We start from the raw sequence: 25,786 nt of genomic DNA on the forward strand, positions 1-25,786 counted from the left end.
AAGGGGTACCTGCCATGACCGACGTGCTGCTCGTCGACCGTTCCGACACCGGCGTCGCCACGCTGACGCTCAACCGCCCGGACGCCCTCAACGCGCTCGACATCGCGTTGAAGGTGGCGCTGCGGGAATCGTTGGAAGAGCTTTCCAACGATGCATCGGTGCGGGCTGTGGTCCTCACCGGCGCCGGACGCGCGTTCTGCGTCGGGCAGGACCTGCGTGAGCACGTCGCCTCGCTGGAGTCCGGTGAGGGCTCGTCGCTGTCGACCGTGACCGAGCACTACAACCCGGTCGCCGAGCTGATCGCGGGCATGCCCAAGCCGGTCGTCGCCGCCGTGCGCGGGATGGCGGCGGGCGCCGGCGCGTCGCTCGCGTTGCTGGCCGACCTCCGCGTCGGCGGCCCGAAGACCGGGTTCCTTATGGCATTCGCGAACGTCGGCCTGGCCGGCGACACCGGCGTCTCGTGGGCACTGCCCCGCCTCGTCGGCCACGCCAAGGCGACCGAGTTGCTCCTGCTGGCCGAGCCGGTCGACTCGGCGACGGCGCACCGGCTGGGCATGCTCTCCCGGCTCGTGGACGACGACGAGCAGGTGCTGCCGGCCGCGCTGGAGCTGGCCGAGCGGCTCGCCGCCGGCCCCACCGTCGCATACGGCCAGATCAAGCGCGAGCTCGTCGCCGGCGCTGCCGGGTTGCTGGCCGACGCGCTGCGGGTCGAGGCGGAGGCGCAGGCGGTATGCGGCCGCACCGACGACCACCACAATGCGACCGCCGCATTCGTGCGCAAGGAGAAGGCGACCTTCAAGGGAGCCTGAACCGCGCTTTACATCACCCGAACACTTCGGGCCTAGCGTGGGCGCATGGCCGATCGGGAGAAGGTTGCACACCTGCTGCGCCGCGCGACGTTCGGGCCGACCGCCGAGGAGGTCGACGCCTACGCCTCGGCGGACCCACCGGCGATCGTCGATGCGCTGACCTCGCCGTCCGGCACGGACACCGGCGCGGCCCGCACCCCGCTGCCCAAGCTCGGCCCGATCATGAACGACCGCACCGATCGGGCCGAGCAGATCCGCACCGTCACCCTGTGGTGGCTCGACCGCATGGTGCAGGCCGATCACCAGTTCCACGAGAAGCTGACGTTCTTCTGGCACGGGCACTGGGCCACGTCCGCGGACAAGGTGAGGTCCGGTCCGCTCATGCTCGGCCAGCAGCAGACGCTGTTCCGGACGGCGCTCGGCGACTTCGGCACGCAGGTCCGCGCCATGCTGCGCGACCCGGCCCTGATCCTCTGGCTCGACGGGCAGAAGAACACGGTCAAGGCCCCGAACGAGAACCTGGCCCGCGAGCTGATGGAGCTGTTCACCCTCGGCGTCGGCCACTACACGGAGCGGGACGTGCGCGAAGGAGCCCGGGCACTCACCGGCTGGGTCGTCGACACGAAGTCCGGCACCGCCACCCTCAACCCGAAGCGCCACGACGACAAGCCGAAAACCATTCTGGGCGAGACGGCGAACTTCGACGCCGACGGCTATGCGGCCCTCCTGCTGCGCCGGCCGGCGAGCCCGGAGTTCATCGTCGGCCGGCTGTGGCTGCGGTTCTGCGCCGAGGCCCCCGTGCCGCAAGCCGCGCTCGACGCGGCACGGACCCAGCCGACAACCGTCGCCATGCTGCGCGCCCTGCTGCTCGCCGACGGCCACACCGAGCTGGTCAAGCAGCCGGTCGAGTGGATGGTCGGCGCGCTGCGTCAACTGGGCATCCGCCCCGGTGCCCTGGCGGAGAACCAGCGCCGGCAGCTGCTGACCGGGTTGAACCAGCTCGGTCAGGTGCCCCTGCGCCCGCCGAGTGTCGGCGGCTGGCCGTCGGGGGCGGCGTGGCTCACCACATCGGCGACCCAGGCTCGGCTCAAGGTGGCGCAGTCGCTGGCCGCTCGCGCATCCTCGGCGGTGCTCGACCGCCTGACCGCGGTGCCGCAGGCGCAGCGCCCCACCGCCCTGGCCCGGCTCCTGGTGGTGGACGGGTTCACCGACCGCACCACCGCGGCGCTGTCGGCCGTCGCCGGCGACCCGCGCAGGCTGCTGGCGCTGGGCCTGGCCAGTCCCGAATACGCCATCTGCTGACCCCCCGAAGCCCCGGCCCGGACTTTCGGACGCTCTTCCCGGGGGCCGCGGCGTGGACCTCGTGACGCTCTTCTTGGAGGGCTCGACATGGACATCGTGACGCGGCGCAGGTTTCTGCTCGCCAGCGGCGTGGTCGGCGGCACGGCCCTGATCGGCGGCGGCGCCTGGACCCTGCGCGACCTGTTCGACACGGCCGGCTGGGACGACCGCCCGGGCGACGCGAAGACCCTGGTGCTCGTCACCCTTTACGGCGGCAACGACGGCCTCGCCAACGTGATCCCGTTTGCCGCGCAGGGCTACCGCGACGCGCGCAACGAGCTCGCATACGACGCGGACGAGGTGCTCAAGCTCAACGACGAACTGGGCCTGAACCCGGCGCTGGCCGGCCTCAAGCGCATGTTCGACGGCGGCCGGCTCGCCATCGTCCGCGGCGTCGGCTATCCGAAGCCCGACCACAGCCACTTCCGGTCGATGGACATCTGGCAGACCGCGCAGCCGGACCGCCCGGGCAACACCGGCTGGCTGGGCCGCTGGCTCGACACCTTCGGCGGCGACCCGAGACACGCCGTCTCCTTCGAACCCGTCCTCCCTCCGCTCCTGGCCGGCGCGACGACGGCCGGCGCCGCGATCCCGGTGACCGGCCTGGCACTGCCCAACGGCGTGGACCGGGCCACCCTGGCCAGCCTGGGCCAGGCGTCGGCCGGTGAACCCCCGCTCCAGGCCCGCGCGGCCCGCGCGTTCGCCGACCTGGTCGGCGTGGACGACCTCATCCACAGCGTCGACGAGTCCGGCGACGCCGACGAGAGCTCGACGTCGACCGGCACGGGCACCGGCGGCCGCGCCGATCTGCAGCAGCAGCTCGACCTGGTGGCCCGATGTGTCGAGGCCGGCGTGGCCACGAGGGTCTACTCGGTGTCCCTGGGCGGCTTCGACCTCCACGCCGACGAACGCACCTCCCAGGAGAACCTCCTCAAGCGCCTCGACGCGGCCCTGACGACGTTTGCCGAACGCATGGCGAAGTCCGAGGCCGGCCGCCGCGTGGTGGTGGCCGTCTACTCCGAGTTCGGCCGGCGGGTGGCCGCCAACGGTTCGGACGGCACCGATCACGGGACCGCCTCCAACATGTACGTCCTGGGCTCCCCGGTGAAGGGCGGCCTCTTCGGCGAGCAGCCGAGCCTGTCCGACCTCGACAACGGCGACCTGAAGTTCACGACCGACTTCCGTGCCGTCTACGCCTCCCTGCTGCGCAACGTCCTCTCCGCCGACCCGGAGCAGGTGCTCGGCTACAACAAGCCCCTGGAGGGCCTGTTCTAGCCTGCTGTGGCCGTCCATCGGCCGCTCCTTTCAGTCCGATCAACCGGCTCTGATCAACAGGTCGGGCCAGGCCGCCGGGCCGCCGCTCACCGGCGGGCGGCCCGGCAGCCGAGCCCGGGTCAGGCGGCTGCTCGCACCAGGGAGCGTTGGAGGGCCTTCTCATCCTGGTCCAGCCAGCTGAGGGCTGTCCGGCTGGTATAGGCCCACCAGCCGATCCACGGCCCATACCTGGACCGGAGCTCGGCCGGGGTCGGAGTCGGCTCGCCGTAGAGATCCAGGGCCGTCTTGCGGAACTGGGCCAGCTCCAGCGGCACCGCGTCGGGGCGGCCCAGGACCCGCAGGAGCAGCGCGTGGGCGGTGAACGTGCCGATGCCCCGAACTGCCAGCAGGGCGGCGCGCACCTCCTCATACGGCCCGGTGCGCAGCCACTGCTCGTCCAGCTCGGCGACGCCGGCCAGCACCGTCGTGAGGCGCTCGGCACGGGCACGGCTCCCGGCATACGGCAGGAGATGGTCAGGGGCCATGGCGGTCAGCAGCGACAGGTCGGGGAAGGCGGTGAGGACCTTCTGGCCGACGACGCACCGGGGGCCGTGGTCGTCGACCAGGCGGCGCTTGCGGGCGGTCGCGAACCACTGCGTCGAGCGCTGCGTCAGTGTGAAAAATGTCGCGCCCTCCGCCAGCGACGCGAACCGGACCTGGTGCAGCCCTTCGGCCGCGGCCAGGACCCGGGCCATCGCCGGGTCGGCGCGGGCGACCGCGAGGAACTCGGACCGGTCGTCGCCGAGGCTGAGCCACTGCGCGACCCGCCCGGCGACGGCGGCCACCTCGAGCGGGTCGAGCAGCTCGTCGCTGAACACGGTCAGCCCGACCCCGGGCGCCCCGTCGTCGCGCCCGACGACCTCGGCCACGACGGCGCGGGCCGGGTCGGTCGGGTGCCGGAACGCCTTGCGGACGCGGCCGTCGGCTATGAACTGGTCGCCGGCGCTGGGCGTGAAGCCCTTGATCGCGCGTAGCGAGCAGGCCAGGTCGAACGGGGCGGTAGCGGTCAGGACGGTGTGGGCGGTGCTGGTGAGTTCGGTCATGCGGAGAGTCTCGAACTCGGGTACGACAACTTTTACGTCGCCCGCGCCGCCAGTAGCAGACCGTCACCGAGTGGTAGCAGCGCGGGCACCCATGCGTCGCTGTCCCGCAGCGCCTTCACGGCCTCACGGAGAAGTACTGTCTCCGCGTCCCGGATCGTGGGATCACTCACCCGGCCGCCGGCCAGTGCGTCGCTCAGCGCCAGCGTGCCGCCCGGCCGCAGCAGTCGCTCCGCGGCGGTCACCACCGGGCCGTACTCGCTCGGGTCATGGTCGACGAACACCAGGTCATAGGCGTGGTCGGCCAGCCTCGGCAGCACGTCGAGCGCGCGTCCGGTGATGATGCGTGTACGGGAGGGAGGGTTCCCCGCCGCGGAGAACACCCGCCGTGCGATCCGCTGATGCTCGGCCTCGTAATCGATCGTGGTCAGGACGCCGTCGCGGCGCATGCCGCGCAACAACCACCCACCGCTCACCCCGGTGCCGGTGCCGACCTCCACCACCGCCTTGGCGTTGCTCACGGCGGCGATCACCCGAAGCGCCGCCCCGCAGCCTCGGCTGACCGCCCGGATGCCCAGTTCAGCGGCCTGCTCGCGGGCAGCCGTGAGCACCGGGTCCTCCAGCACATACCCGTCGACGAAGTCGGCGAACTGCTGCGCGCTTCTCGCGGACGCGGTGATGGGACACCTCCAGGTGAGTCGATTCCGGGCAAGCCTAGGAGACTCGCCCGCGCGTGCGGGATGCCGGAGCGTGCAATGCTGGATGCGAAACGGACGGAGGAGCCGATCGTGACAGACGGTTCGGCCTGGCGACAGCCGGGCCACGGCGTGTCCAGCCAGGGTGGCTGGGCGACGCCCGTGCAGGCCACTGCCGGCCGCCCGCAGACGCAGCACGGGACGGCGCCGCAGCCGGCGAGGGACAGTTGGTGGTCCGACGCGCTCGCCGACCCGTGGCGCGACCCCGACGCCCCGGTCGTCGTGATGAAGACGCCGGTCGACGAGGTGCCGCCCCTGGAAAAGCCGCCGCCGCCGAACCCCGGCCCCCGGGTCGGGCTGGGTCTCGTGCTGATCGTGTCGATCGTCACCGCCCTGCTCGCGGGCGCGCTCGGCGGCACGCTCGGCTACGTCTTCGCCGTCGGAGGCGGAGGCGGCCTCGGCGGCACCCGGCTCGGCAGCGACCCGCCGCTCAACGCCAGGCCGCCGGAGACGGTCGCCGCCCTGGTCAAGAAGGTTCTCCCCAGCGTCGTCACGATCAGCATGCGGGTCGGCTCCGGCATGTCGCTCGGCTCCGGCTTCGTGGTGTCGTCCGACGGGCACGTCATCACCAACAACCACGTCGTCGAGGGCGGCACCGGCAACGCGACCGTCCGGTTCAGTGACGCGACGGTGGTGCCGGCCAGCGTCATCGGCGGCGACGACGAATCCGACGTCGCCGTGCTCAAGATCGACACGTCCGGGCTGCCCCACGGCAAGATCGTGCCCGTCGAGTTCGGCGACTCCGATCGGTTGCAGGTCGGCGACCCGGTCGTCGCCATGGGCGCGCCGCTGGGTCTGACCAGCACGGTGACGTACGGCGTGGTGAGCTACCTCGACCGTCCCATCCGCACCAGCGAGGGCGGCACCGCCCGCTACTACTCGGCCATCCAGACCGACGCGGCCGTCAACCAGGGCAACTCGGGTGGCCCGCTGTTCGACGCCGCCGGTCGTGTCGTCGGCATCAACTCGGTGATCGGCACGCTGTCCGAGGACCAATCCTCGGCCGGTAACGTCGGCCTGGCATTCGCGATCCCGATCAACCATGCCAGGCGCATCGCCACCGACATCATCAACACCGGCAAGGCGCGCCGCACGGTCATGGGCGTGCAGCCCGATCCGTCGTACCGCAACCCGGCCGGCGGTGCCCGGCTCGCCTCGGTCGAGGCCGGCGGTCCCGCGGCGGCGGCCGGCCTGAAGAGCGGCGACGTGATCCTCGCCGTCAACGGCAAACCGGTCGAGGAGTTCTGGGACCTGACCGCGCTCGTCCGCAAATACGCGCCGGGTGACACGGTCGAGATTTCCTATCTGCGCGGTACGACCAGGGAGAAGGCGTCTGTGACCCTGGTCGCCGACGCGAAGTGACCGTCGGGCCCTCCCCGTTCGGGGCCGTGGGTGACTAGTCTTGCGGCTGAGAGCAGGGGAGGGCCGGCAACATGGGCTTGGAGAACATCGGCGGCTGGGAGTTCATCCTGATCATCCTGGTCGGGCTGTTCATCTTCGGTCCCGACCGCTTGCCGAAGGCGATCAGCGACGGACTGCGGATGCTCCGCAACGTGCGGCAGATGGCCCGCAACGCCACCGGTGACCTGAGCCGTGAGCTCGGCACCGACATCCAACTGGAAGATCTTCACCCGAAGACCTTCCTCCGCAAGCACCTGCTCAGCGAGGCTGACGAGGCCGCCCTGCGCAAGCCGCTCCAGGGCATCTACGACGACGTCCGGGGCGTGGCCGACGGCGTGAAGCGCGACGCCCAGGCGGCCGCGAACAGCGTCACCTCGCCGTCGACGACGCCTGCCGCGTCCACGCCGCCGCCCGCTCAGTCGGTCGCCCCTCGCGCTTCCTGGGACGACGTCACCTGAGAACCGCAGGGCCCGGTGCCTCCCGGGTCACGGTGCAGCGCCGATTCCGCCCGTTCTGCACGTTTTGTCCGGCCGCGGTTGACGCCCACCCCTGGCCCTGGCTCGCCCAGGGCGGGACACCTTTTGCTGGCGCCCACCCTGCCTGCGGCGCGCTCCGGAGCGGAACCCCACTCGCTGGGGGCCATCCCGGCTCATGGCGCACGCGACGCGGCTGTGTGAGGCCGGTTCGCCTGGTTCGCAGGCGGCTCGGGCGCGGTCACGGCCACGTGGAAGCTCCTGCCGGTCCTCCGGCCGCCGAATTTCGACACGATTTGTCGCTTTTCTGCGCCAATCGACTCCTGTGTCATGTCCGACCGCATGGCGGCGGATCGCACGCCCGGGTTACGGCCGAATCAAGTTGACCTTGGTCGATTTCGGCGCCCAAGGCGACCAAAATCGACCAAGGTCAACTTGGCGATCGACATGCATGACCGATTTGACCGGAAATATCGGGGCATGGCCTTGCGATAGCCGCCGATCGTCGCGCTCAGCGAGAGGCCGAGGTGCCTACCGGCCGGCGGGCTTCAGGCCCAGCGGCTTGCCCACCAGGCTTTCCCGGCGGACGGCCAGCTTGTCGGCCACCGTGTGGAGGGCGGCCGCTGCCGGGGCGTCGGGGGTCGCCAGGACCAGCGGCAGGCCCGTGTCGCCGGCCTCGCGGAGGCGGGTGTCGAGGGGGATCTGGCCGAGCAGCGGCACCTGGGCGCCGACCAGGCGGCTCAGGGAGTCTGCCACCGTCTGGCCGCCGCCGGCGCCGAAGATTTCCATCCGCTCGCCGGTCGGGAGCTCCAGCCAGGACATGTTCTCGACCACGCCGACGATGCGCTGGTGGGTCTGGAGGGCGATCGACCCGGCGCGCTCGGCGACCTCGGCGGCGGCGGCCTGCGGGGTCGTCACCACCAGGATCTCGGCCGACGGCAGGAGTTGCGCCAGTGAGATCGCCACGTCGCCAGTGCCCGGCGGGAGGTCCAGGAGCAGCACGTCGAGGTCGCCCCAGTAGACGTCGGCGAGGAACTGCTGCAGCGCCCGGTGGAGCATCGGGCCGCGCCACACGACGGCGGCGTTGCCGGGCGTGAACATGCCGATCGAGATGACCTTCACACCGTGCGCGGACGGCGGCATGATCATGGACTCGACCTGGGTCGGGCGGCCGTCGGCGCCGAGCATGCGGGGGACCGAGTGGCCGTAGATGTCGGCGTCGACCACGCCGACCGACAGGCCGCGGGCGGCCAGGGCGGCGGCCAGGTTGACCGTCACGCTGGACTTGCCGACGCCACCCTTGCCGCTGGCCACCGCGTAGACGCGGGTCCGCGAGCCGGGCTGGCTGAACGGGATGACCGGCTCCTGCACGTCGCCGCGCAGGCTCGTCTGGAGATTCTTGCGCTGCTCGGGGGTCATGACGCCGAAGTCGATCTCGACCCCGGTGACGCCCTGGACGGCGCCGACCGCGCGGGTGATGTCGGTGCGCAGCTTGTCCTTCAGCGGGCAGCCGGCCACCGTGAGCAGGATGCCGATCAGGGCGACGCCGTCGGGGCGGAGCGCGATGTCACGCACCATGCCGAGGTCGGTGATCGGGCGGCGGATCTCAGGGTCGTCGACGGTCGCGAGCGCAGCGGTGATCGCGTCCTCGACGGTGGTGGCCGGGGCAGACATGGCTGCCATGGTACGTCGGGACGGCCGTTCACCTGGCACGGTGAGCGTTCCCGAGGAACACGTCACAGCATCGGCGAGACCGCCCGAAATAGGGATTTTGTCGTCGGTGGGGGTTGTCGTCGTACCGCAGCCGGTGGGACGATCGTTAGCACGCCGCGCGCCTAGCCCCTTGAGGCGCGCGGCGTGATGCTTCAGTGCGATCTGGACCGGCGTCGCGGCGGTTCCTGCGGCCCGTCGGAGTCCACCGCGTCGTCACCCTCGTCGAGCGGCTCCTCCAGCCCACCCGGTGCGGCCAGCGCGGTCGCTGTCTTCTTCGACTTCTTGCGCTCCAGCTTCGCCCGCCGCTCCGCGGCCTCGTCCAGCTCCTCGCCCATCCGTGCCAGCTCGGAGCGCAGGAAGTCGCGGGTGGCCGTCTCGCCGACCGCGATCCGGAGGGCGGCGATCTCGCGGGCCAGGTATTCGGTGTCCGCCTTCTGTGCCGCGGCCCGCCGCCGGTCCTCGTCGGATGCGAGCCGGTCCCGGTCGGTCTGCCGGTTCTGGGCCAGCAGGATGAGCGGCGCCGCGTACGACGCCTGCAGCGACAGGATCAGGGTGAGGAAGGTGAAGGTGTACGGGTCGAAGCGCCAGCTCGGCGGGGCCAGCGTGTTCCAGGCCAGCCAGGCGACGATCACGATCGTCATGTAGACGATGAACTTCGCCGTCCCCATGGACCGCGCGAAACCCTCCGACCACCGGCCGAACGACTCGGGGTCGAACCTCGGCAGCTTGATCCGGGCGGCGCGAGGCTGGTCGAGCCGCCGCCGGTCAGCCACGGCCACCACCCTGGAGCGTGATCGGCTCGGCGTGGTCGCGGTCGCGCCAGTCCTCGGGCAGCAGGTGGTCGAGCACGTCGTCGACGGTGACCGCACCGACCAGCTTGTCGTTGTCGTCGACCACCGGCATCACCACCAGGTTGTAGGTCGCCATCCGGCGGGTGATCTCGGCCAGGGTGGTGCCCGGGGCGAGCGGGTCGATGTCGTTGTCTACCACGCCGCCGAGCAGGGCCGACGGCGGTTCGCGCAGCAGCCGCTGGAAGTGCACGACGCCGAGATAACGGCCGGTGGGCGTGGCCATCGGCGGTCGCGTGACGAAAACGCCGGCGGCGACCGCGGGGGAGAGCTGCGGCTCCCGGATGCGGGCCAGCGCCTCGGCGACCGTCGCGTCCGGCGCCATGACGATCGGCTCGGAGGTCATGACCGAGCCGGCGGTGCCGGGCAGGTAGTCCAGCAGCGCACGCACCGGCGATGCCTCGTCGGGCTCCATGAGGTCGAGCAGGACCTCCTGCTCCGGCTTCGGCATTTCGGAGAGCAGGTCGGCGGCGTCGTCCGGGTCCATCTCCTCCAGCACGTCGGCCGCCCGCTGCGGCTCGAGCGCCGTGATGATCTCCAGCTGGTCGTGCTCGGGCAGTTCCTCGAGCACGTCGGCGAGGCGCTCGTCGTCCAGCGCGGCCGCGACCTCGACCCGGCGGGTCTCGGAGAGGTCCTGCAGGACGTTGGCGAGGTCGGCGGGGCGCATGTTGTCGAGCACCGCCAGCAGTCCGGCGGTGCCCTGCTCCTCGGGCGTCCCGGTCAGCCCGCCGACCTCGTTCCACTCCAGCTGGTTGAGGTGACCCCGGCGGGTGAGCCGCCTGGTGAACTCGCGGACCGCCACCCTGGTGAGTGACCACTCACCGGTGCGGTCGGCCTCCATCGCCACGTCGACCACGGTGCCCGTGCGCTCGCTGGCGTTGATGGTGACGTGCCGGTCGAGGAAGTCCTCGAGCACCAGCAGCTCACCGGGGCGCTTCTCGAACCGCCGCAGGTTGAGCGTGCCGGTGTTGAGCACCACGGCGTCGGGCTCGATCGCGGTGATCCGCCCGATCGGCAGGAAGATCCGCCGCCGCATCGGCATCTCGGCGATCAGGCCGACGACCCGGGGCGGCTGGTTGCCCGTCCGGGCACGCGCGACTACGTCGCGCACTCGCCCGACCTGGTCACCGTTCGGATCGAACACGTTCAGGCCGGCGAGGCGCGCCACATAGACTCGCGGCGCAGTGCTCACAAGGCTTAAGCCTACTGATTAGGCTTCGTTCCATGAGCATGGTGCGGTACTCAGTGGTCGACGTCTTCACCGACCGCCCGTTCACCGGCAATCCGCTCGCGATCGTGTTCGACGCCCAGGACCTCGCCGGCGAGCAGATGCAGGCGATCGCACGGGAGTTCAACCTTTCGGAGTCGATCTTCGTGCTCCCGCCGACCATGCCCGAGGCCACGTATCGGGTGCGCATTTTCACCCCGCAGACCGAGTTGCCGTTCGCCGGCCACCCGACCGTGGGCTGCGCGGTGACCCTGTTCCGCAACGGCGTGATCAAGGATCAGGACGTGGTCCAGGAGTGCGGCGCCGGGCTGATCCCGATCCACATCGACGACGTGCATCACAGTGCGGTCGTCACCGGCGGCCGGCCGACCGTCGGCGCGCCGCTCGACCCGGCGCCGCTGCTCACCGCCGTCGGCCTCACCGCGGACGACTTTGTCGGTCCGGCGCCGCGAAAGGCCGGCTGCGGGCTGGAGTTCACCTACCTCTCGGTGACGGACGAGGCGGTCGGCCGGGTCGGCCTGCACCGGCCGGTCGACAACGTCAGCGTCTTCCACTGGGACGCGCAGGACCGTCACGCGCACGCCCGGGTGCTGGTGCCCGACGTGGGTGTCCCCGAGGATCCGGCCACCGGTTCGGCGGCGCTGGGCCTGGGCGTCTGGCTGGTGAGCTCGGGTCTGCTGCCGGGTGACGGGCTCAGCAAGTACCACATCAGCCAGGGCCTGGAGATGCACCGTCCGTCGTCGTTGCAGTGCTCGGTGACCGCGCGTGGCGGGGAGGCGGTCTCCGCGACCGTCGCCGGTCACGTCGTGCCGATCGCCTCCGGCGAGATGACGGTGCCGCCGTTCGTCGGCTGACCCGGTGCGGACGGCCCGGGCGGCTCGCCGGGCTTGCGCCAGCGCGTGCCGAGCACCACGACCGCCACGCCGGCCAGCAGGATCCCGATGCCCGGCAGCGTGCGCGCGGCAGGCAACTGGTCGAGGAGGAGCCACGCGATGATCAGCGCGCCGGGGACCTCCAGCAGGAACAGCACCGCGACGGCGGTCGCCGAGACCCGCCGGAGGGCGTAGTTGACCAGCGTGTGCCCCAGCAACTGCGGCCCGAGGGTCATGCCGGCGATCGCCAGCCAGGTCCGCGGGTCGTAGCCGACCAGGTCCGCGCGGGTGACGAGGCAGGTGGCGAGGAGCAGGACGGCGCAGATCGAGTAGCAGATCGAGGTGTACGTCGTCGTGGCGATGCTGGCGCGGGCGCGCTCGCCGAAGATCGTGTAGCCGGCCGCGGCGATGCCGCCCGTCAGCGCCAGGCCGTCGCCGAGGAGTGCCCGGCCGGACAGGTCGGGATCGACGCCGGTGGCGAGCGCGACGCCGGCCACCGCGAGCCCGATGCCGGCCCAGGTGCTGCGGGGAACGTGGATGCCGCGAACCGCCGAGATCAGCGCGGTCCATACCGGCGTCGTGGAGACCAGCGCGACGGACATGGCGACGCTGGTCAGCTTCGCGCTCGGCACCCAGGTGCCGAAGTGCACGGCCAGGCAGAGCCCCGACAGGGCGCTGATCCCGAGCGTGCGGCGGCCCGCGCCGGGACGCAGCAGGTCGCGCACCTCGAGCCGGCGGCGGGTCAGCGCCACCGGGGCCAGGCCGGCGACCGCGATCGCGTTGCGCCAGAAGGCGATCGCGAGCGACGGCGCGGCGGCGAACGCGATCAGCGGCGCCGACGACGAGATCGCCACGATCGATACCACAAGAGCGACGATGGTGGGAAGGCCGACCTGGCGCATGCGTGAGATCTTGTCACTTGATGAAAACTGTCGTTGATCCGACACTTATCGACCCCTGTTGACAGGTAAACCGGATGTCATCCGTTCGGTTGATATGATGGGGGCCGTTTAGGTGTTCCGGGCTGTCTGTTTTGACTACTTCAACACATGTACGGCGGCTGTTCGTCGAGGTGAGGACCACCGGCGCACCGCGGAGGTGCTCGGCGTCGACCCGGACGAGTGGATCGCGCTGCTCGACCGGACTTTCGAGGAACGAGCCGCCGGCGGCTACGGCAGCGACTCGATGACGGGCCTGTGGCAGCTCTGCAACGAGCTCGGCGTGGAGCCGACCGAGACACAGCTGTGCCACGCGGTCGACTTACGCCTGGCCGCCCTCCAGGCCGACGCGCCCTTACGTCCGGCCACGATTCCGGTGTTGCGCGCGCTGCGATCCGCAGGCCTGGGCATTGCGATCGTCAGCGACTGCTGGTTCGAGCTGCCCCATTTCCTGCCCCGGTCCCCGTTGGCGGGCCTGTTCGACGCGGCGGTCTACTCGTCGGAGATCGGGCACACCAAGCCGCACCCGGCGATGTACCGCACCGCGTGCGCGCTGCTCGGCGTCGAGCCCGCCGACTGCCTGTACGTCGGTGACGGCGGCAGTCTCGAGCTCACCGGCGCCGGCGCCTGCGGGCTGACCGCGGTCCGGCTCGCCGCCGGCGACCTCGGCGACCACCTGACCTACAACGACGAACCCGGCTGGTCGGGTCCGTGCATCGAAAATCTCAACGAGGTCTTGGAGCTCGTCGGGGCGCCTATGCTGGTGGCGTGACGGCGGCATTGTCGCTGACGGATGGCCAACTGCTCGCCCGCCTCGCCGCGGGCGCCGTCCGCGCACGGCTCGCCGGCGACCGTCTCGTCGCCCGGCTGCCCCAGGACGGCGCCCTGCATGCCGACGGCGCGTCGTTCGTGACGCTGGAGCGAGCCGGCACCCTGCGCGGCTGTGTGGGCACCCTGGAGCCGGTCCGGCCGCTGCACCGTGACGTTGTGCGCAACGCGCTGCGCGCCATGACCGACCCGCGGCTGCCCCCGGTGGCCGGCGACGACTGGCCGCTGCTCGACGTGAAGGTGTCGGTGCTCGAGCGTCCCGTGCGGGTGCCCACGCGCAGCCGCGAGGAGCTGCTGACCGTGCTGGTACCGGGCGAGCACGGCCTGATCCTCACCGACGGGCGGAGGCGGGCCACGTTCCTGCCGTCGGTGTGGTTGAAGCTGCCCGAGCCCGAGCGGTTCCTGTCGGCGCTGCTCAGGAAGGGCGGGTGGCCGTCCGACGGCTGGCCCCCGGAGGCGACGGCGTGGCGCTACGCCGCGACCGAGTTTTACGACCGGTCCCCGCGCACGCCGTTGGGGCCTGACTCCTGATTGGATGGAGTTATGGACGCCCTGGTCGAAGAAGCCGTCAAGAAGGCCGCGGTCGCCTGGCTCACCGTGCCGGGCGCCGGGCCCGCCTACCTCGTCTGGTGCGCCTGGCTCGGCGGCTCGCTGCTCGTGGTCAGCGGCCCGGGCGAGCAGTCCGCACCCGGTCTGGCCGAGACGCCGACGGCGGACGTCACCCTGCGCGGCGACCACGGCGGCCGGATCGTCACCTGGCCGGCCACCGTGACCAGGATCGATCCCACCTCGGAGGAGTGGGCCGAGCTCGTGCCGCAGCTCGCCGCCAAGCGGCTCAACGGCACCACCGACCTCGCCACCACCTGGGCGGAGCGGTGTGTGGTCAGCCGCCTGATCCCGGCCGGCGGCACGCACGACCTCCCCGACGACTCGCAGGCGGCCCCGCCGCGGCCGTCCAGCGCGACCCGGGTGCCGAAGCGCCCGTTCCGCCTCCACAAGGTCCGCGGCGCCACCAAGCGCTGAGCGTCGATCACCGCCAGCCGAGGCCGACGGCGTCGAGGCTCGCCTCCCACAGCTGGGCCGCCAGTTGAGGGTCGCTCGTCCGCGCGTTGGGCGCCGACAGTTTCCGCTTCACGTAGTAGCCGCCCGACGTGAGCTGCACCGCCGGCGTCGCCGCCAGCCAGACGAGCGTGTCCGCGCCCTGCTGGGGTGACTTGGCGAACGGCGTGATCCGGCTGGCCAGGCTGACCCCGATGCCGGCGCCGAACCGGGTGCGGACCCAGCCCGGGTGATACGACGCCGACATGATGTCCGGCCACCGGCGTGCCGCCTCGGCCGCGAAGAGGATGTTCGCCTGCTTCGCCGAGCCGTAGCGCCGCCACACTCCGGCCTTGCCTGCTCCGCGCAGGTCCGCCGGGTCGAGCGCGCCCATCGCATGGGCGCCGGACGCCGTGTTGATGATCCGCCCGTTGCGCAGTTGCTCCCGGAGCAGGTTGCTGAGCAGGAAGCCGGCCAGGTGGTTGGTCTGCAGCGTCGCCTCGAACCCGTCCTGGGTGACCACCCGGCCGGACACGACACCACCCGCGTTGTTCGCCAGAACGTCGATCCGCTGGTACCGCTGGCGGAGATGATCGACGAGGACGTGGACGTCGTCGAGACGGGCGAAATCGCTGCGGTACGCCGGGGGAGTGCGCCCGCCCGACGCGTCGCGCACCGCGGCGACGGCGGCGGTCAACCGGTCGGGATTGCGGCCCACAAGCACGACGTGGGCACCCCGGCGGGCCATGTCAACGGCGGCGGCCAGGCCAATTCCGGAGCTGGCGCCGGTGACGACAACCGTACGGCCGGTGAGATCTCCCACAGGGGCGTTCTGCGCGCTCACGCGACGAGGTTACCGTGGCGTAGCTTGCCCTGAACCAACGCTAAGGCCAGCCAGACACCGATCGCTCGGAGCAAAGGAGCCCCGCCATGGCCGCCCTCGGACGCCCGCGTCGCTCGTGCCTCGCCGTTCCAGGATCGAGCGTGAAAATGCTCGACAAGGCGCAAGGGCTCCCCGCCGACCAGGTGTTCCTCGACCTGGAGGACGCGGTCGCGCCGCTGGCGAAGCCGGAGGCGCGCAAGAACATCGTGGCCGCGCTCAACGACGGGGACTGGACCGGCAAGACCCGCGTCGTGCGGGTCAACGACCTGACCACCCAGTGGACGTACCGCGACGTGATCGAGGTCGTCGAGGGTGCCGGTGAGAACCTCGACTGCATCATGCTGCCGAAGGTCCAGTCGGCCGGTCAGATCGAGTGGCTCGACCTCACGCTCACCCAGATCGAGAAGACGATCGGCCTGCCCGTCGGCAAGATCGGCATCGAGGCGCAGATCGAGAACGCGGCCGGGCTGGTCAACGTCGACGCGATCGCCGCCGCCTCGGAGCGGGTGGAGACGGTCATCTTCGGCCCGGCCGACTTCATGGCGTCGATCAACATGAAGTCGCTGGTCGTGGGCGCGCTGATCCCCGACTACCCGGGCGACCCGTACCACTACATCCTCATGCGCATCCTGATGGCGGCCCGGATGCACGACCTTCAGGCGATCGACGGCCCGTTCCTGCAGATCCGCGACGTCGACGCGTTCCGCGAGGTCGCCAAGCGCAGTGCCGCACTGGGCTTCGACGGCAAGTGGGTGCTGCACCCCGGCCAGATCGACGCGGCGAACGACGTCTACAGCCCGGCGCAGGAGGACTACGACCACGCCGAGCTCATCCTCGACGCGTACGACTACTACACCTCCGAGGCGGGCGGGAAGCTCGGCGCGGTCATGCTCGGCGACGAGATGATCGACGAGGCCTCGCGGAAGATGGCCCTGGTCGTCTCCGCGAAGGGACGGGCGGCGGGCATGCGGCGTACCACGTCCTTCACCCCGCCGGCCTGAGAAAACGCGCGTCGCATTGCCCGGTGGTGGATCCGGCAGGCAGGATTTGCCCTATGGCACCCGATCTACGTTCCAGCGGACCCGCCGGCAAGGGCGGCCGGCGCGACGCGAGCCGGCCGTCCTCGGCCCGGCGCACCCTGCGAGCCGTTCCGTCCAGCGGTCCAGAGCTCGCCGACGACCCCGCGGGTGAGGAGTCCACGACGGCCGAGCGGCTCGACGGCCGGGTCGCCCTGGTCACCGGGGCCGGCAGCCCCGACGGCATCGGCTACGCCACGGCCCGCCGCCTGAAATCGATGGGTGCCGCGGTCGCGATCGTCTCCACCACCCGCCGGATCCACGACCGCGCCAGCGAGCTGGGCGTCATCGGGTTCGTCGCCGATCTCACCGTCGAGGCCGAGGTCGGCGCCCTGGCCGACGCGATCAGCGATCAGCTCGGCGGGGTCGAGATCCTGGTCAACAACGCCGGCCTGGCCAGCAAGGCGAGCCCCGAGGTGCTGCGCCCCGTCGCGCAGCTCACCTACGAGGAGTGGCGCGCCGAGATCGACCGCAATCTCACGACCGCGTTCCTGGTCAGCCGAGCCTTTGTCGGCGGCATGGCCGAGCACGGCTGGGGTCGCATCGTCAACCTCGCCGCGACCGCCGGCCCGGTCAACGCCCTGCCCGCCGAGGCGGGATACGCGGCGGCCAAGGCCGGCGTGGTCGGCCTGACGCGGGCTCTCGCGATGGAGCTCGTCGCCGACGGCATCACGGTCAACGCGGTCGCTCCCGGCATCATCCACACCGGCGCCTCGACCCTCGTCGAGCTCAAGCAGGGCTTCGGCACGCCGATGGGCCGCCCCGGCACGCCGGAGGAGGTCGCCGCCACCATCGCCTTCCTCTGCTCGCCGGGCGCGTCCTACATCACCGGCCAGATGCTGGTCGTGGACGGCGGAAACAGCGTCCGCGAGGCCCAGTACCGCTGACCCCACGTCCGACCCCTTCGCGTTGATCTTGCAGTGGTAGTGCCTGGCAAGCCGGATATCGTAGGAGTGTCGCGGCACCACAACTGCAAGATCAACGCGGGAACGGTGGCGGTCAGACGCCGAGCAGCACGATCGGGATGCCGCAGAGGCAGAGCAGTTCGGCGTAGCCGACGATCAGGGCGGTCAGTGCCAGCCAGCGGCCGGTCTCGCCGGTCCGCTTGATCTGGGCCCACGCGATGTGTCCCATGACGATGCCGAAGGGCGGCAGCAGGACGGCGAAGATCAGCGCTGCGATCGCCATCGTGTTGACGCCGGGAATCCGCTGCCGGTCGGTCGGGACCTCCTCCACCTGAGAACCATTTCACAGGGTGATGTGGTCCGCTCACATTGGCCGGACCCGCCGACGACCGCGATACTGCCTGCATACCCGCCGGTAACTTGCGCTGACCAACGGAGGTCGACCATGGCCCGCCTTGCCCAGACACCCGGTCTGACCGACGTTCAGCGGTCGATCCTCGAGACCGTGCGGGAGTTCGTCGACAAGGAGATCATCCCGCACGCCCAGCGGCTCGAGCACGACGACGTCTATCCGGCCGACATCGTCGACGGCATGCGTGAGATGGGCCTCTTCGGCCTGACCATCCCCGAGGAGCACGGCGGGCTCGGCGAGTCGCTGCTGACCTACGCCCTCGTCGTCGAGGAGCTTTCCCGGGGCTGGATGTCCGTCTCCGGCATCGTCAACACGCACTTCATCGTGGCGTACCTCGTCAGCCACCACGGCTCGCCCGAGCAGAAGGCGGCGCTGCTGCCGCGGATGGCCGCCGGCGAGGTGCGTGGTGCGTTCTCGATGTCCGAGCCCGGCTGTGGCTCCGACGTCGCCGCCATCCGCACCAAGGCCGTCCCCGACGGGGACGACTACGTCATCAACGGCCAGAAGATGTGGCTGACCAACGGTGCGTACTCGTCGGTCGTCGCCACGCTGGTCAAGACCGACCTCGGCGCCGAGTCGGTGTACGGCGACATGACGACGTTCCTGATCGAGAAGGAGCCCGGCTTCGGCGAGACCGCGCCCGGCCTGACGATCCCCGGCAAGATCGAGAAGATGGGCTACAAGGGCGTCGAGACGACCGAGATGGTCCTCGACGGCGTGCGGGTGCCCGCGACCGCGGTCCTGGGCGGCGCCGAGAAGGCCGGCCGCGGCTTCTACCAGATGATGGACGGCATCGAGGTCGGCCGCGTCAACGTCGCCGCCCGTGCCTGCGGCATCTCGATCCGGGCGTTCGAGTTGGCCATCGCGTATGCGCAGCAGCGCCAGACGTTCGGCGCCCCGCTGGTCAAGCACCAGGCGATCGCCTTCAAGCTCGCCGAGATGGCGACGAAGATCGAGGCCGCGCACGGCCTGATGGTCAACGCCGCCCGGCTGAAGGACGCCGGACAACGCAACGACGTCGAGGCCGGCATGGCCAAGCTCCTGGCGTCGGAGTACTGCGCCGAGGTGGTCCAGGAGGCCTTCCGGATCCACGGCGGCTACGGCTACTCCAAGGAATACGAGATCGAGCGGCTGATGCGCGAGGCGCCGTTCCTGCTCATCGGCGAGGGCACCAGCGAGATCCAGAAGACCATCATCAGCCGCGGGCTGCTCAAGGACTACGGGGTCCGCTGATCGCGTGCACCGCGCGGATGACGGCGATGCAGGTGTTCTCGAGGAAGTCGACCCCGGCGGCCTCGGCCAGCGCCCGGCCCTCGGGCGAGAAGATGTCCTGCTGCAGCCAGATCGCGGGCGCGCCGATCGCGAGCGCCTCCTTGACCACCTGTGTGGCGTCCTTCGACGGCCGGAACACGTTGACGACGTCGACGGGCTCGGGGATGTCGGCGAGCGTCCGGTAGGCCTTCACGCCGAAGATCTCGTCGGCGAACGGGTTGACGGGGATGATGCGCCATCCGTGGCGCTGGATCGAGAGTGGCACGGAATGTGCTGTCTTCGTGCGGTCCCGCGATGCCCCGACGACAGCGATGGTGGTGGCTTCCCGCAGGATCTGTTCCGCGCTGCGCATGAGCGAAACGGTATCTCGGGCCGGCGCCGATCCGCCCTTGCCGGACCTGGGGTGTGTCAGTTCACTCCCACGGCGATCGGCGTCGGGCCGCCGTTGAGGCCGGCCGCCAGTCGCGCCTCGAGCAGCACGCCGTGGATGTGCCGCGCCTCTTCCGGGTCGCCGATGGCGCCGCGCCGCTCGGGGTGTGACCGGTAGTACCCCATCAGATCCAGGAGGAACAACAGGTTCGCGTCGACGCCGGACGGGCGCAGGCTGACCGGCTGGCGACGGTCTTCGATCAGCAGGTCGAGCCGGGGGTTGAACCGGTCGCCGTTGAGCTCGAGGCCGCGGAGGGCTTCCCAGTGGTACTGCCGGGAGCCGACCTCGACGCCGACCGGCGTCAGCCGCACGGCGGGTGTGCCGCGGAGCAGCCTCATGACGCGCAGGCCTCCCAAGCCGAGCGGCAGCAGCGCGACGGCGGAGGTGACGGCCAGCGCCACCGGCTCCATGGTGACGAACACCATCGCGAGCACGACGAGACAGGCGCCGGCGAGGTCGCGGCCGGCCTGCGCGGCGGCGAGCCGGAACGGCGGCTGGAACTCCCAGCCGGGTCGGGCCGGCGGTTCGGGGCGCCGCCGCAGGTCGTTGACGAACTGGTTGACGAAGCCCCCGGCGAGCCCGAACAGCGCGAAGGGGACGAAGCCGCGCGGCGTCAGCAGATGCACACCCAGCCCGGTGGGCAGCACGAGGACCGGCGGCACCGGCACCCAGAGCCAGTTCAGCGAATTCCGGTCGGGCGACGCCATGCTCAGACCTTAGGAGGCTCCATACTCGGACTGCGTCGGTTGATCGGCTCCACCCTTCCCGCCCAGGTGATGAGCTCAGGTGAACTGGCGGGTGAGCGCGCCGCGCAGGCGGTCGAGCTCCTCCGGCGTGCCGATCGCGGCCCGGTGCTCGGGGTGCGCGAGATAACTGTGGATCGACAGCGACAGGAACCACAGCGACACTTCGAGCGGCACCACCTGCCCCGGCTGGAAGGCCTTGATCCGCCGCCCCCGCACCAGCTCCGGCCGGGCCAACGTCCATTGCGGACTGTCGGGCCCGGCCTCGAGCGCTGCCCACGGCACAAACGTGCGACCGCCGTCGATCGCGATCCCGTCGGCGGTGAGCAGCAGCGGCCCGCTCCGGAGCATCCGGTGGAGCATCAGGACCAGCGCGGTCGCGTTGAGCACCAGGATCGCCCAGGCCATCGCCGGCACGACCCGCCCCGGCACCCGCAGCCCGGTGACCGCCATCAGCACGAGCGCCGCGCTGAGCAGCCCGTTGAACAGGCACTGCCGCCGGAAGTTCGGCCGCACCGCAAAGGCCATCCGCCCGTCGTGCCCGACCAGCCGAAACGTCGACGGCCCCCGGTTGCTGCGGGTCAGCTGCACCAGCCCGAGCACGATCCCGAGCGTCGTCAACGGCTGCAACACGATCAGCAGTGGCAGGAACGCCTCCGGGGAGTCGGCCATCACGACCACACCGACGGCCGCCCCAACGGCGACCGGCGGCCCCAGAAGCACCAGATAGTCGCCGGTACGCGCCCCCATGCGGCGAACCCTAGCCAACGAAGCTGACCGTTAGCTGACCGTAAAGCTTCGGTTTCACAGCAATGACAACTGCTCGTGCGCCGCTCGCTCATCTGTGTGTGATGCCCGCCCGGTCGTCCGTGTCGCTTGCCCGCCCGAGTGTTTTGACTGGTCGGCCGGGTGCGCATCCCCGGCGTCCACGCCCGTGCCGCCGCTGGTCGAGGGCATGCGGGTGGTCCCGGTGCCGCCGGTCGGCACGCCGTGGCGGCGCGCCGCGAGCCGCACCCGCGCGGCGAGCTCTCGCTGGTACGCCTGAGGGGTGTAGCTCCCGTCGCCATACAGCTCCTGGTATCGGGGCCCCAGACGCGGATGCTCCCGCGCTAGCCAGGCCTGATACCACTCCCGGGCGCCGGGCCGCAGGTGCAGGGCGAGCGGCACGATGCCGGCCGCCCCCGCCGAGGCCAGCGCGGCGACCGTGGCATCGATCGCCTCGGGTGTGTCGGTCAGGCCGGGCAGGATGGGCGCCATGAGCACGCCGACGGAGAGCCCGGCGTCGGTGAGGCGGCGCACCACGTCGAGCCGCCGGCGCGGGCTGGGCGTGCCGGGCTCGACCGAGCTCCACAGCGTCTCGTCGAGGAAGCCGACCGACATCGAGATGCTCACACTCGTCACCTCGCGGGCCTGCTGGAGCAGGTCGAGGTCGCGGGCGATGAGCGTGCCCTTGGTCAGGATCGAGAACGGGTTGGCGTGGTCGCGCAGGACCGCCAGGATGTCGCGCATCAGCTGATATCGCCCCTCGGCGCGCTGATAGCAGTCGACGTTGGTCCCCATCGCGATGTGAGCGCCGGACCACCGTTTCGACGACAGCTCCCGCCGCAGGACCTCGCCGGCATTGACCTTGACGACGATCTGTGTGTCGAAGTCGTGGCCCGCGTCGAGGTCGAGATAGGTGTGCGTGTTGCGGGCGAAGCAGTTGTGGCTCACGACCCCGTTGGCGATGAAGTCGCCGGTGCCGGTGGTGATGTCGAACATCGGCACCTCGACACCGAGCGGCTCGATGGCCGTGACACGCAGCGTTTCGTCGCCGCGAACCAGGTCGCCGACGGCCGTGCCGGTCGCGGCGGCCGGGGCGAACAGCAGCCCGAACCGGACCCGCTCGCGGGTGCTGCCGAGGACGCGCACGCCGTCCAGCCCGACGTCGTCGACGCCTGAGGCGGGCCGGCCTGAGCGGTCGGTCGCGAAGCCGAGGACCGCCAGGCACTCGACCAACCAGTCGACGACCACCTTGTCGACGGCGTGGAACCGCGGCATGCCGTCGACGAGCGCACCCACCGCGTCGAACAGTCCGGCGACGAACCCCTGCCGCCACGCACGGGTCGGCACCTCGGGCCAGTCAAGGACGGCGCTGGCATCGCGGACGCTCGCGCCCGCATACTCCCGGTCGTCGGCGGCCATGGCGTGCAGCCCGCCGCACTCGGCGGCGTATCGCTGCGCCCGCCGCGACGCCTCGTCGGCGACCGGGCCGACGTGGCCGTCGCCGTTGACGAAGCCGCACAGATAGCCCCGGCGGTATTCGGGACTCTCCGCGGGCCGCTCGGGCAGTGCGCCGAATCCGGTGAGCCGGTTGGCGGTGGTGAGGTGCGGGCGGCGGCTGCGCCCGTGCCGAGCTCCGGTGACGTGCTTCCAGCCGCGGTCGGAGAGGAACCGGTGATCGCCCGACGCCACGAGCGTGGTGCCGTCGGCGAGGGTCACCCGGTGCGCCGGCTTGACGGTCGACCAGTGGGCGAGGACCCGTGTCGTCACATATCGGCGGAGGCGGCCGTCGCGCACCGTGCCGACGACCTCGTCGCCGACCGCCAGCTCGGCCAACGGCCTGGTCGTGCCGTCGGCCATGAGGATCGAGGTGTCGCCGGTCAGGCAGTAGACACACGCGTGTGAGCAGCCCCGGTAGGGGTTGATCGTCCATTCGAACGGCACCCGGGAGGTCCCCGGCACGCGGTTGACCAGGGACTTTGCCTGCACCTCATAGAACGTGACGCCGCGGAACTCCGGCGTGTCGAAGGTGCGGGCGACGGCCCCGGGCAGTGCGAGCGGAAGCACTCGCGCCTGCCCGGTGTCACCGGTGCCGGGACCGCCAGTCGCCTTCAGGTTGTCCCATCGCACGGATTCATTCGAACATGCGTACGAAGAGAACACAAGCGCCCTGAGCCGAGCCTGACTCAGGGCGCTCGAACGGTTACGCTTCGGCGGTCTCGGTGGCGGCGGCCTCGGCGACCTTCGCGCGGACCTCGTCCATGTCCAGGTCACGCGCCTGCTGGATCAGGGACTCGAGCGCCTGCTCGGGCAGCGCGCCGGGCTCCGAGTAGAGCGCCACGCCGTCGCGCACGATGAGCAGGGTCGGGATCGACCGGATGTTGAACTCCATGGCGAGCTGCTGCTCGGCTTCGGTGTCCACCTTGCCGAAGGTGATGTCGGGGTTCTTCTCGGACACCCGCTCGTACACCGGGGCGAACCGCTTGCACGGGCCACACCAGTCCGCCCAGAAGTCGACGAGGGCGATCCCCTCGCCACCGACCTTCTCGGCGAAGTTCTCAGCGGTCAGGTCTACGGTTGCCATGCTTCCTGCTCCGATCCTTCTGGGGCATCGCGTCGGGTACGCACCGTTGTAACCACGTACCCCTTACCGGCATTCCCAACCGGTGGCCGGGCTCACCGTGGCGGCGCGGGCCGGATGATCCATGATTGGCATATGGACCGGCCGACCTTTCTTTTTGACGGTGACTGCGCCTTCTGTTCATCATGCGCCCGCTTCATCGAGAAGCGCATCAGGCCGGACGCGGATGTCGTGGCGTGGCAGTTCGCCGACCTCGACGCGCTCGGGGTGACCGAGGAGCAGGTGAGCTCCGCCGTGTATTACGTGGCCGCCGGTCGACCGGTGACCGCCGGCCCGGTCGCCATCGCCGACCTGCTGCGCCGCGCCTCGGCGCCGTGGCGCCTTGCCGGCGGGCTGCTCGGACTCCGCCCGGTCAGCGCGGTCGCCTGGCCGGCCTACCGCTGGGTGGCCCGCAACCGCCACCGCATGCCCGGCGGCACCGCGGCCTGCGCGCTGCCTCCGAATCACCCGGCCCGAGCGGCCTGAGCGGCCTGAGCCCGGCCCGAGCGGCGGCCTCGCGCGTCGGCCGGCAGTTCCGGGCCGGTCTCGGCCAGCGTCAGGCAGACCGACCTGTCGCTAGACCGCTTCCTGCGCGGGCTCGGACGCCGGGGCGGCTGCGGGGCGGCGGAACAGCCGGCGGACCCACACGACCGGGGTGACCTTCTCCAGCGGCAGGAAGCTCGCCATCGCCACCTGGTGCGGGATGAACGAGATGGTGATCAGGCTGAACGTCATCAGGTGGAACAGGTAGAAGCCCGCGACCATCGCATACCGCATCTTGGGCTTCAGCACGAACACCAACGGACTCAGCAGCTCGAAGCCCATGATCCCGAACTGGCTGACCACCGTGAACCCGGGAATGCCGAGCAGCCAGTGGGCCAGCGCCGTCCCGCGCCGGATGAACGACCTGGTCAGCGTGGCCCCGGTAAACCAGGCCAGCCCGCCGTCGCGCAGCTTCGCGACCGCGGCCAGGAAGTACGTGCAGATCACCCCGATCTGGGTCATCCGCAGCGCGAATCCGCCGGCCTCGGTGGTCTCCGTGTCGCCGTGGCGCGCCCGGCCCGCCGTCGGCAGTGCGGCCAGCGCGATGAGCAGACCGAACCGGTCGTGGTCGATCTTGCCGTAGCTCATCGCGATGACCATCCACTCGAAGTACAGGACGAAGACCGTCCAGCCGAGCAGGCGGTGCGCACGGCCCGTCGCCGCCAGCAGCGACAGTGGGATCAGCGCCCAGAAGACGGTGTTGACGATGAGATGGGTCGGCGTGGGCAGGTGCAGGAGCTTGCCGACCTCGAGCGGTTGGTACAGGTTGCCGGGAAGGTCGCCGTGCGAGCGGATCCAGCCGCTGAAGAAGGCCACGTCCAGGGCGACGAACCCGTAGATCAGCGTGCGGAACGCCGCGATGCGTCCCTTCGGCACCGGCGCGAAGAGCCACTTTGTGATCACGGCCGCCACCTCGCCAGTACCACTTCCGTGATCTCCCCCGTCGGTTGAGCGTTGCGCAGGTGGTGCTGCTCCTCGACGATGTCGACCTCGACCAGCGGAGGTTTGCCGGGGTTGCGCGCCGCATAGGCGTCCTGGATCGAGCGCAGCAGCGACGGGTCGGCCTTGAACCGCTCGATCTGCGACTCGATCTCGGCCCGCCGCACGCCGGCGTTGCGCTCGTTGAGCTCCATGCGCCGCCCCGTGGCGTCGACGCCGTCGGTGCGCAACACCAGGATCGGCTCGTCGGGCGGGTCGGCGTTGGAGAACTGGCGCATCGGTGCGAACGGGAACCACCAGTCGTTGCCCACGGTCGAGCCGAGCAGCGTCAGGGCGCCGAAGACCAGCGCGGCAACCAGCCGTGCCACGCGTCCCCGTGTCGTCAACCGTTCCATCGGCGCCAGACTTTACCGTCCGGTATCAAATGAGGAAGTCCCCAGCCCGCGAGGCCACTCACGCTCTGTAGTGAGATGGGGACCACAATCCGTAACGACAGCGCTCAATGGAGATCTCGTTTCGGTAACTGTGACTTGCGTCTCTATACGGAGCGTTGCCAAGGGCGGAAGAGCGGACCAAGATACTCAATCACAGAGCGTGGGCGGC

Annotated in this window: 28 protein-coding genes; 13 read left to right on the forward strand and 15 right to left on the reverse strand. The window is 70.8% G+C overall.

What is annotated here, in order from left to right:
- Nucleotides 1-14 precede the first annotated feature (14 nt).
- The 3 genes from Dfulv_RS04410 (at nucleotide 15) to Dfulv_RS04420 (ending at nucleotide 3,425) form a co-directional block, all read left to right on the forward strand.
- On the forward strand, nucleotides 15-809 hold the full coding sequence (locus tag Dfulv_RS04410) for an enoyl-CoA hydratase-related protein (protein ID WP_259861324.1): 795 nt from the start codon (nucleotides 15-17) through the stop codon (nucleotides 807-809).
- A gap of 45 nt (nucleotides 810-854) precedes the next feature.
- Nucleotides 855-2,111 carry a DUF1800 domain-containing protein gene (locus tag Dfulv_RS04415; RefSeq protein ID WP_259861325.1) on the forward strand — a complete coding sequence of 419 codons (1,257 nt, stop codon included), beginning with the start codon at nucleotides 855-857 and terminating at the stop codon, nucleotides 2,109-2,111.
- Nucleotides 2,112-2,198: 87 nt separating this feature from the next.
- Complete coding sequence (locus Dfulv_RS04420; protein WP_259861326.1) at nucleotides 2,199-3,425, forward strand: DUF1501 domain-containing protein; 1,227 nt, start codon at nucleotides 2,199-2,201, stop codon at nucleotides 3,423-3,425.
- A gap of 119 nt (nucleotides 3,426-3,544) precedes the next feature.
- Here Dfulv_RS04420 and Dfulv_RS04425 read toward each other — a convergent pair whose 3' ends face one another.
- Complete coding sequence (locus Dfulv_RS04425; RefSeq protein WP_259861327.1) at nucleotides 3,545-4,507, reverse strand: DNA-3-methyladenine glycosylase family protein; 963 nt, start codon at nucleotides 4,505-4,507, stop codon at nucleotides 3,545-3,547.
- A 32-nt stretch (nucleotides 4,508-4,539) separates the two neighbouring features.
- Nucleotides 4,540-5,130: an O-methyltransferase gene (locus Dfulv_RS04430; RefSeq protein WP_259861328.1), complete on the reverse strand. Its 591-nt coding sequence runs from the start codon at nucleotides 5,128-5,130 to the stop codon at nucleotides 4,540-4,542.
- A gap of 162 nt (nucleotides 5,131-5,292) precedes the next feature.
- Here Dfulv_RS04430 and Dfulv_RS04435 point away from each other — a divergent pair, with 162 nt between their 5' ends.
- Together Dfulv_RS04435 and Dfulv_RS04440 are read left to right on the forward strand one after the other, a co-directional pair.
- Nucleotides 5,293-6,621 (forward strand): S1C family serine protease, encoded by a 1,329-nt coding sequence (locus tag Dfulv_RS04435; RefSeq protein WP_259861329.1) that lies wholly within the window; start codon nucleotides 5,293-5,295, stop codon nucleotides 6,619-6,621.
- A 71-nt stretch (nucleotides 6,622-6,692) separates the two neighbouring features.
- Nucleotides 6,693-7,118 (forward strand): Sec-independent protein translocase subunit TatB, encoded by a 426-nt coding sequence (locus Dfulv_RS04440; RefSeq protein WP_259861330.1) that lies wholly within the window; start codon nucleotides 6,693-6,695, stop codon nucleotides 7,116-7,118.
- A gap of 546 nt (nucleotides 7,119-7,664) precedes the next feature.
- On the opposite strand, the gene Dfulv_RS04445 is transcribed toward Dfulv_RS04440, so the two are convergent.
- The 3 genes from Dfulv_RS04445 to Dfulv_RS04455 all read right to left on the reverse strand — a co-directional run bounded on the left by Dfulv_RS04445 (nucleotide 7,665) and on the right by Dfulv_RS04455 (nucleotide 10,886).
- Nucleotides 7,665-8,807, reverse strand: coding sequence for an Mrp/NBP35 family ATP-binding protein (locus Dfulv_RS04445; RefSeq protein WP_259861331.1), 1,143 nt, complete (start codon nucleotides 8,805-8,807; stop codon nucleotides 7,665-7,667).
- A gap of 191 nt (nucleotides 8,808-8,998) precedes the next feature.
- Nucleotides 8,999-9,619, reverse strand: a complete 621-nt coding sequence (locus Dfulv_RS04450; protein ID WP_259861332.1) for a DUF1003 domain-containing protein — start codon at nucleotides 9,617-9,619, stop codon at nucleotides 8,999-9,001.
- Nucleotides 9,612-10,886 carry a magnesium transporter MgtE N-terminal domain-containing protein gene (locus tag Dfulv_RS04455; RefSeq protein ID WP_259861333.1) on the reverse strand — a complete coding sequence of 425 codons (1,275 nt, stop codon included), beginning with the start codon at nucleotides 10,884-10,886 and terminating at the stop codon, nucleotides 9,612-9,614. Before Dfulv_RS04455 ends, Dfulv_RS04450 begins: the two co-directional genes overlap by 8 nt.
- 32 nt (nucleotides 10,887-10,918) lie before the next feature.
- Between Dfulv_RS04455 and Dfulv_RS04460 the strand changes: the two genes are divergently transcribed.
- Nucleotides 10,919-11,776, forward strand: a complete 858-nt coding sequence (locus Dfulv_RS04460; RefSeq protein ID WP_259861335.1) for a PhzF family phenazine biosynthesis protein — start codon at nucleotides 10,919-10,921, stop codon at nucleotides 11,774-11,776.
- On the opposite strand, the gene Dfulv_RS04465 is transcribed toward Dfulv_RS04460, so the two are convergent.
- On the reverse strand, nucleotides 11,722-12,696 hold the full coding sequence (locus Dfulv_RS04465; RefSeq protein WP_259861336.1) for a DMT family transporter: 975 nt from the start codon (nucleotides 12,694-12,696) through the stop codon (nucleotides 11,722-11,724). The two genes, Dfulv_RS04460 and Dfulv_RS04465, sit on opposite strands and share 55 nt — an antisense overlap.
- A gap of 112 nt (nucleotides 12,697-12,808) precedes the next feature.
- Between Dfulv_RS04465 and Dfulv_RS04470 the strand changes: the two genes are divergently transcribed.
- From Dfulv_RS04470 to Dfulv_RS04480, 3 genes are read left to right on the forward strand one after another with little or no spacing between them, the layout of a single operon-like run.
- Nucleotides 12,809-13,504, forward strand: coding sequence for an HAD family hydrolase (locus Dfulv_RS04470; RefSeq protein ID WP_259861337.1), 696 nt, complete (start codon nucleotides 12,809-12,811; stop codon nucleotides 13,502-13,504).
- A complete protein-coding gene (gene amrA, locus Dfulv_RS04475) occupies nucleotides 13,501-14,091 on the forward strand; it encodes an AmmeMemoRadiSam system protein A (protein ID WP_259861338.1) in 591 nt (196 codons plus the stop codon). The genes Dfulv_RS04470 and amrA overlap by 4 nt, the downstream gene beginning before the upstream one ends.
- Before the next feature lie 12 nt (nucleotides 14,092-14,103).
- The gene (locus Dfulv_RS04480; RefSeq protein ID WP_259861339.1) at nucleotides 14,104-14,583 is read left to right on the forward strand and encodes a hypothetical protein; all 480 of its coding nucleotides are present in this window, start codon (nucleotides 14,104-14,106) and stop codon (nucleotides 14,581-14,583) included.
- Between the two features lie 7 nt (nucleotides 14,584-14,590).
- Here Dfulv_RS04480 and Dfulv_RS04485 read toward each other — a convergent pair whose 3' ends face one another.
- Nucleotides 14,591-15,421 carry an SDR family NAD(P)-dependent oxidoreductase gene (locus Dfulv_RS04485; protein WP_259867412.1) on the reverse strand — a complete coding sequence of 277 codons (831 nt, stop codon included), beginning with the start codon at nucleotides 15,419-15,421 and terminating at the stop codon, nucleotides 14,591-14,593.
- 107 nt (nucleotides 15,422-15,528) lie between these two features.
- Between Dfulv_RS04485 and Dfulv_RS04490 the strand changes: the two genes are divergently transcribed.
- Together Dfulv_RS04490 and Dfulv_RS04495 are read left to right on the forward strand one after the other, a co-directional pair.
- Nucleotides 15,529-16,482, forward strand: a complete 954-nt coding sequence (locus Dfulv_RS04490) for an HpcH/HpaI aldolase/citrate lyase family protein (protein ID WP_259861340.1) — start codon at nucleotides 15,529-15,531, stop codon at nucleotides 16,480-16,482.
- A 53-nt stretch (nucleotides 16,483-16,535) separates the two neighbouring features.
- Nucleotides 16,536-17,444, forward strand: coding sequence for an SDR family NAD(P)-dependent oxidoreductase (locus Dfulv_RS04495; protein WP_259861341.1), 909 nt, complete (start codon nucleotides 16,536-16,538; stop codon nucleotides 17,442-17,444).
- Between the two features lie 112 nt (nucleotides 17,445-17,556).
- Here Dfulv_RS04495 and Dfulv_RS04500 read toward each other — a convergent pair whose 3' ends face one another.
- Nucleotides 17,557-17,793: a DUF4190 domain-containing protein gene (locus Dfulv_RS04500; RefSeq protein WP_259861342.1), complete on the reverse strand. Its 237-nt coding sequence runs from the start codon at nucleotides 17,791-17,793 to the stop codon at nucleotides 17,557-17,559.
- Nucleotides 17,794-17,907: 114 nt separating this feature from the next.
- On the opposite strand from Dfulv_RS04500, the gene Dfulv_RS04505 reads away from it, so the two are divergent.
- Nucleotides 17,908-19,107, forward strand: a complete 1,200-nt coding sequence (locus Dfulv_RS04505) for an acyl-CoA dehydrogenase family protein (protein ID WP_259861343.1) — start codon at nucleotides 17,908-17,910, stop codon at nucleotides 19,105-19,107.
- Here the strand turns inward: Dfulv_RS04505 and Dfulv_RS04510 are convergent.
- The 5 genes from Dfulv_RS04510 to trxA form a co-directional block, all read right to left on the reverse strand.
- Nucleotides 19,085-19,498, reverse strand: a complete 414-nt coding sequence (locus Dfulv_RS04510) for a CoA-binding protein (RefSeq protein WP_259861344.1) — start codon at nucleotides 19,496-19,498, stop codon at nucleotides 19,085-19,087. The genes Dfulv_RS04505 and Dfulv_RS04510 overlap by 23 nt on opposite strands.
- 56 nt (nucleotides 19,499-19,554) lie before the next feature.
- Entirely contained in the window at nucleotides 19,555-20,283 is a 729-nt protein-coding gene (locus Dfulv_RS04515; RefSeq protein ID WP_259861345.1) for a hypothetical protein, read from the reverse strand.
- 75 nt (nucleotides 20,284-20,358) lie between these two features.
- The gene (locus tag Dfulv_RS04520) at nucleotides 20,359-21,069 is read right to left on the reverse strand and encodes a hypothetical protein (RefSeq protein WP_259861346.1); all 711 of its coding nucleotides are present in this window, start codon (nucleotides 21,067-21,069) and stop codon (nucleotides 20,359-20,361) included.
- Between the two features lie 54 nt (nucleotides 21,070-21,123).
- Nucleotides 21,124-23,211, reverse strand: coding sequence for an intein-containing Rv2578c family radical SAM protein (locus Dfulv_RS04525; protein ID WP_406567929.1), 2,088 nt, complete (start codon nucleotides 23,209-23,211; stop codon nucleotides 21,124-21,126).
- Between the two features lie 73 nt (nucleotides 23,212-23,284).
- Nucleotides 23,285-23,665: a thioredoxin gene (gene trxA / locus Dfulv_RS04530; RefSeq protein WP_259861347.1), complete on the reverse strand. Its 381-nt coding sequence runs from the start codon at nucleotides 23,663-23,665 to the stop codon at nucleotides 23,285-23,287.
- 132 nt (nucleotides 23,666-23,797) lie between these two features.
- On the opposite strand from trxA, the gene Dfulv_RS04535 reads away from it, so the two are divergent.
- The gene (locus tag Dfulv_RS04535) at nucleotides 23,798-24,187 is read left to right on the forward strand and encodes a thiol-disulfide oxidoreductase DCC family protein (protein WP_259861348.1); all 390 of its coding nucleotides are present in this window, start codon (nucleotides 23,798-23,800) and stop codon (nucleotides 24,185-24,187) included.
- 90 nt (nucleotides 24,188-24,277) lie between these two features.
- Here Dfulv_RS04535 and Dfulv_RS04540 read toward each other — a convergent pair whose 3' ends face one another.
- Together Dfulv_RS04540 and Dfulv_RS04545 are read right to left on the reverse strand one after the other, a co-directional pair.
- Nucleotides 24,278-25,147 carry an MFS transporter permease gene (locus Dfulv_RS04540; protein WP_319805759.1) on the reverse strand — a complete coding sequence of 290 codons (870 nt, stop codon included), beginning with the start codon at nucleotides 25,145-25,147 and terminating at the stop codon, nucleotides 24,278-24,280.
- Entirely contained in the window at nucleotides 25,144-25,551 is a 408-nt protein-coding gene (locus Dfulv_RS04545; protein WP_259861349.1) for a hypothetical protein, read from the reverse strand. The genes Dfulv_RS04540 and Dfulv_RS04545 overlap by 4 nt, the downstream gene beginning before the upstream one ends.
- Nucleotides 25,552-25,786 lie beyond the last annotated feature (235 nt).

This window comes from Dactylosporangium fulvum, from assembly GCF_025137375.1.
Lineage (GTDB): Bacteria > Actinomycetota > Actinomycetes > Mycobacteriales > Micromonosporaceae > Dactylosporangium > Dactylosporangium fulvum.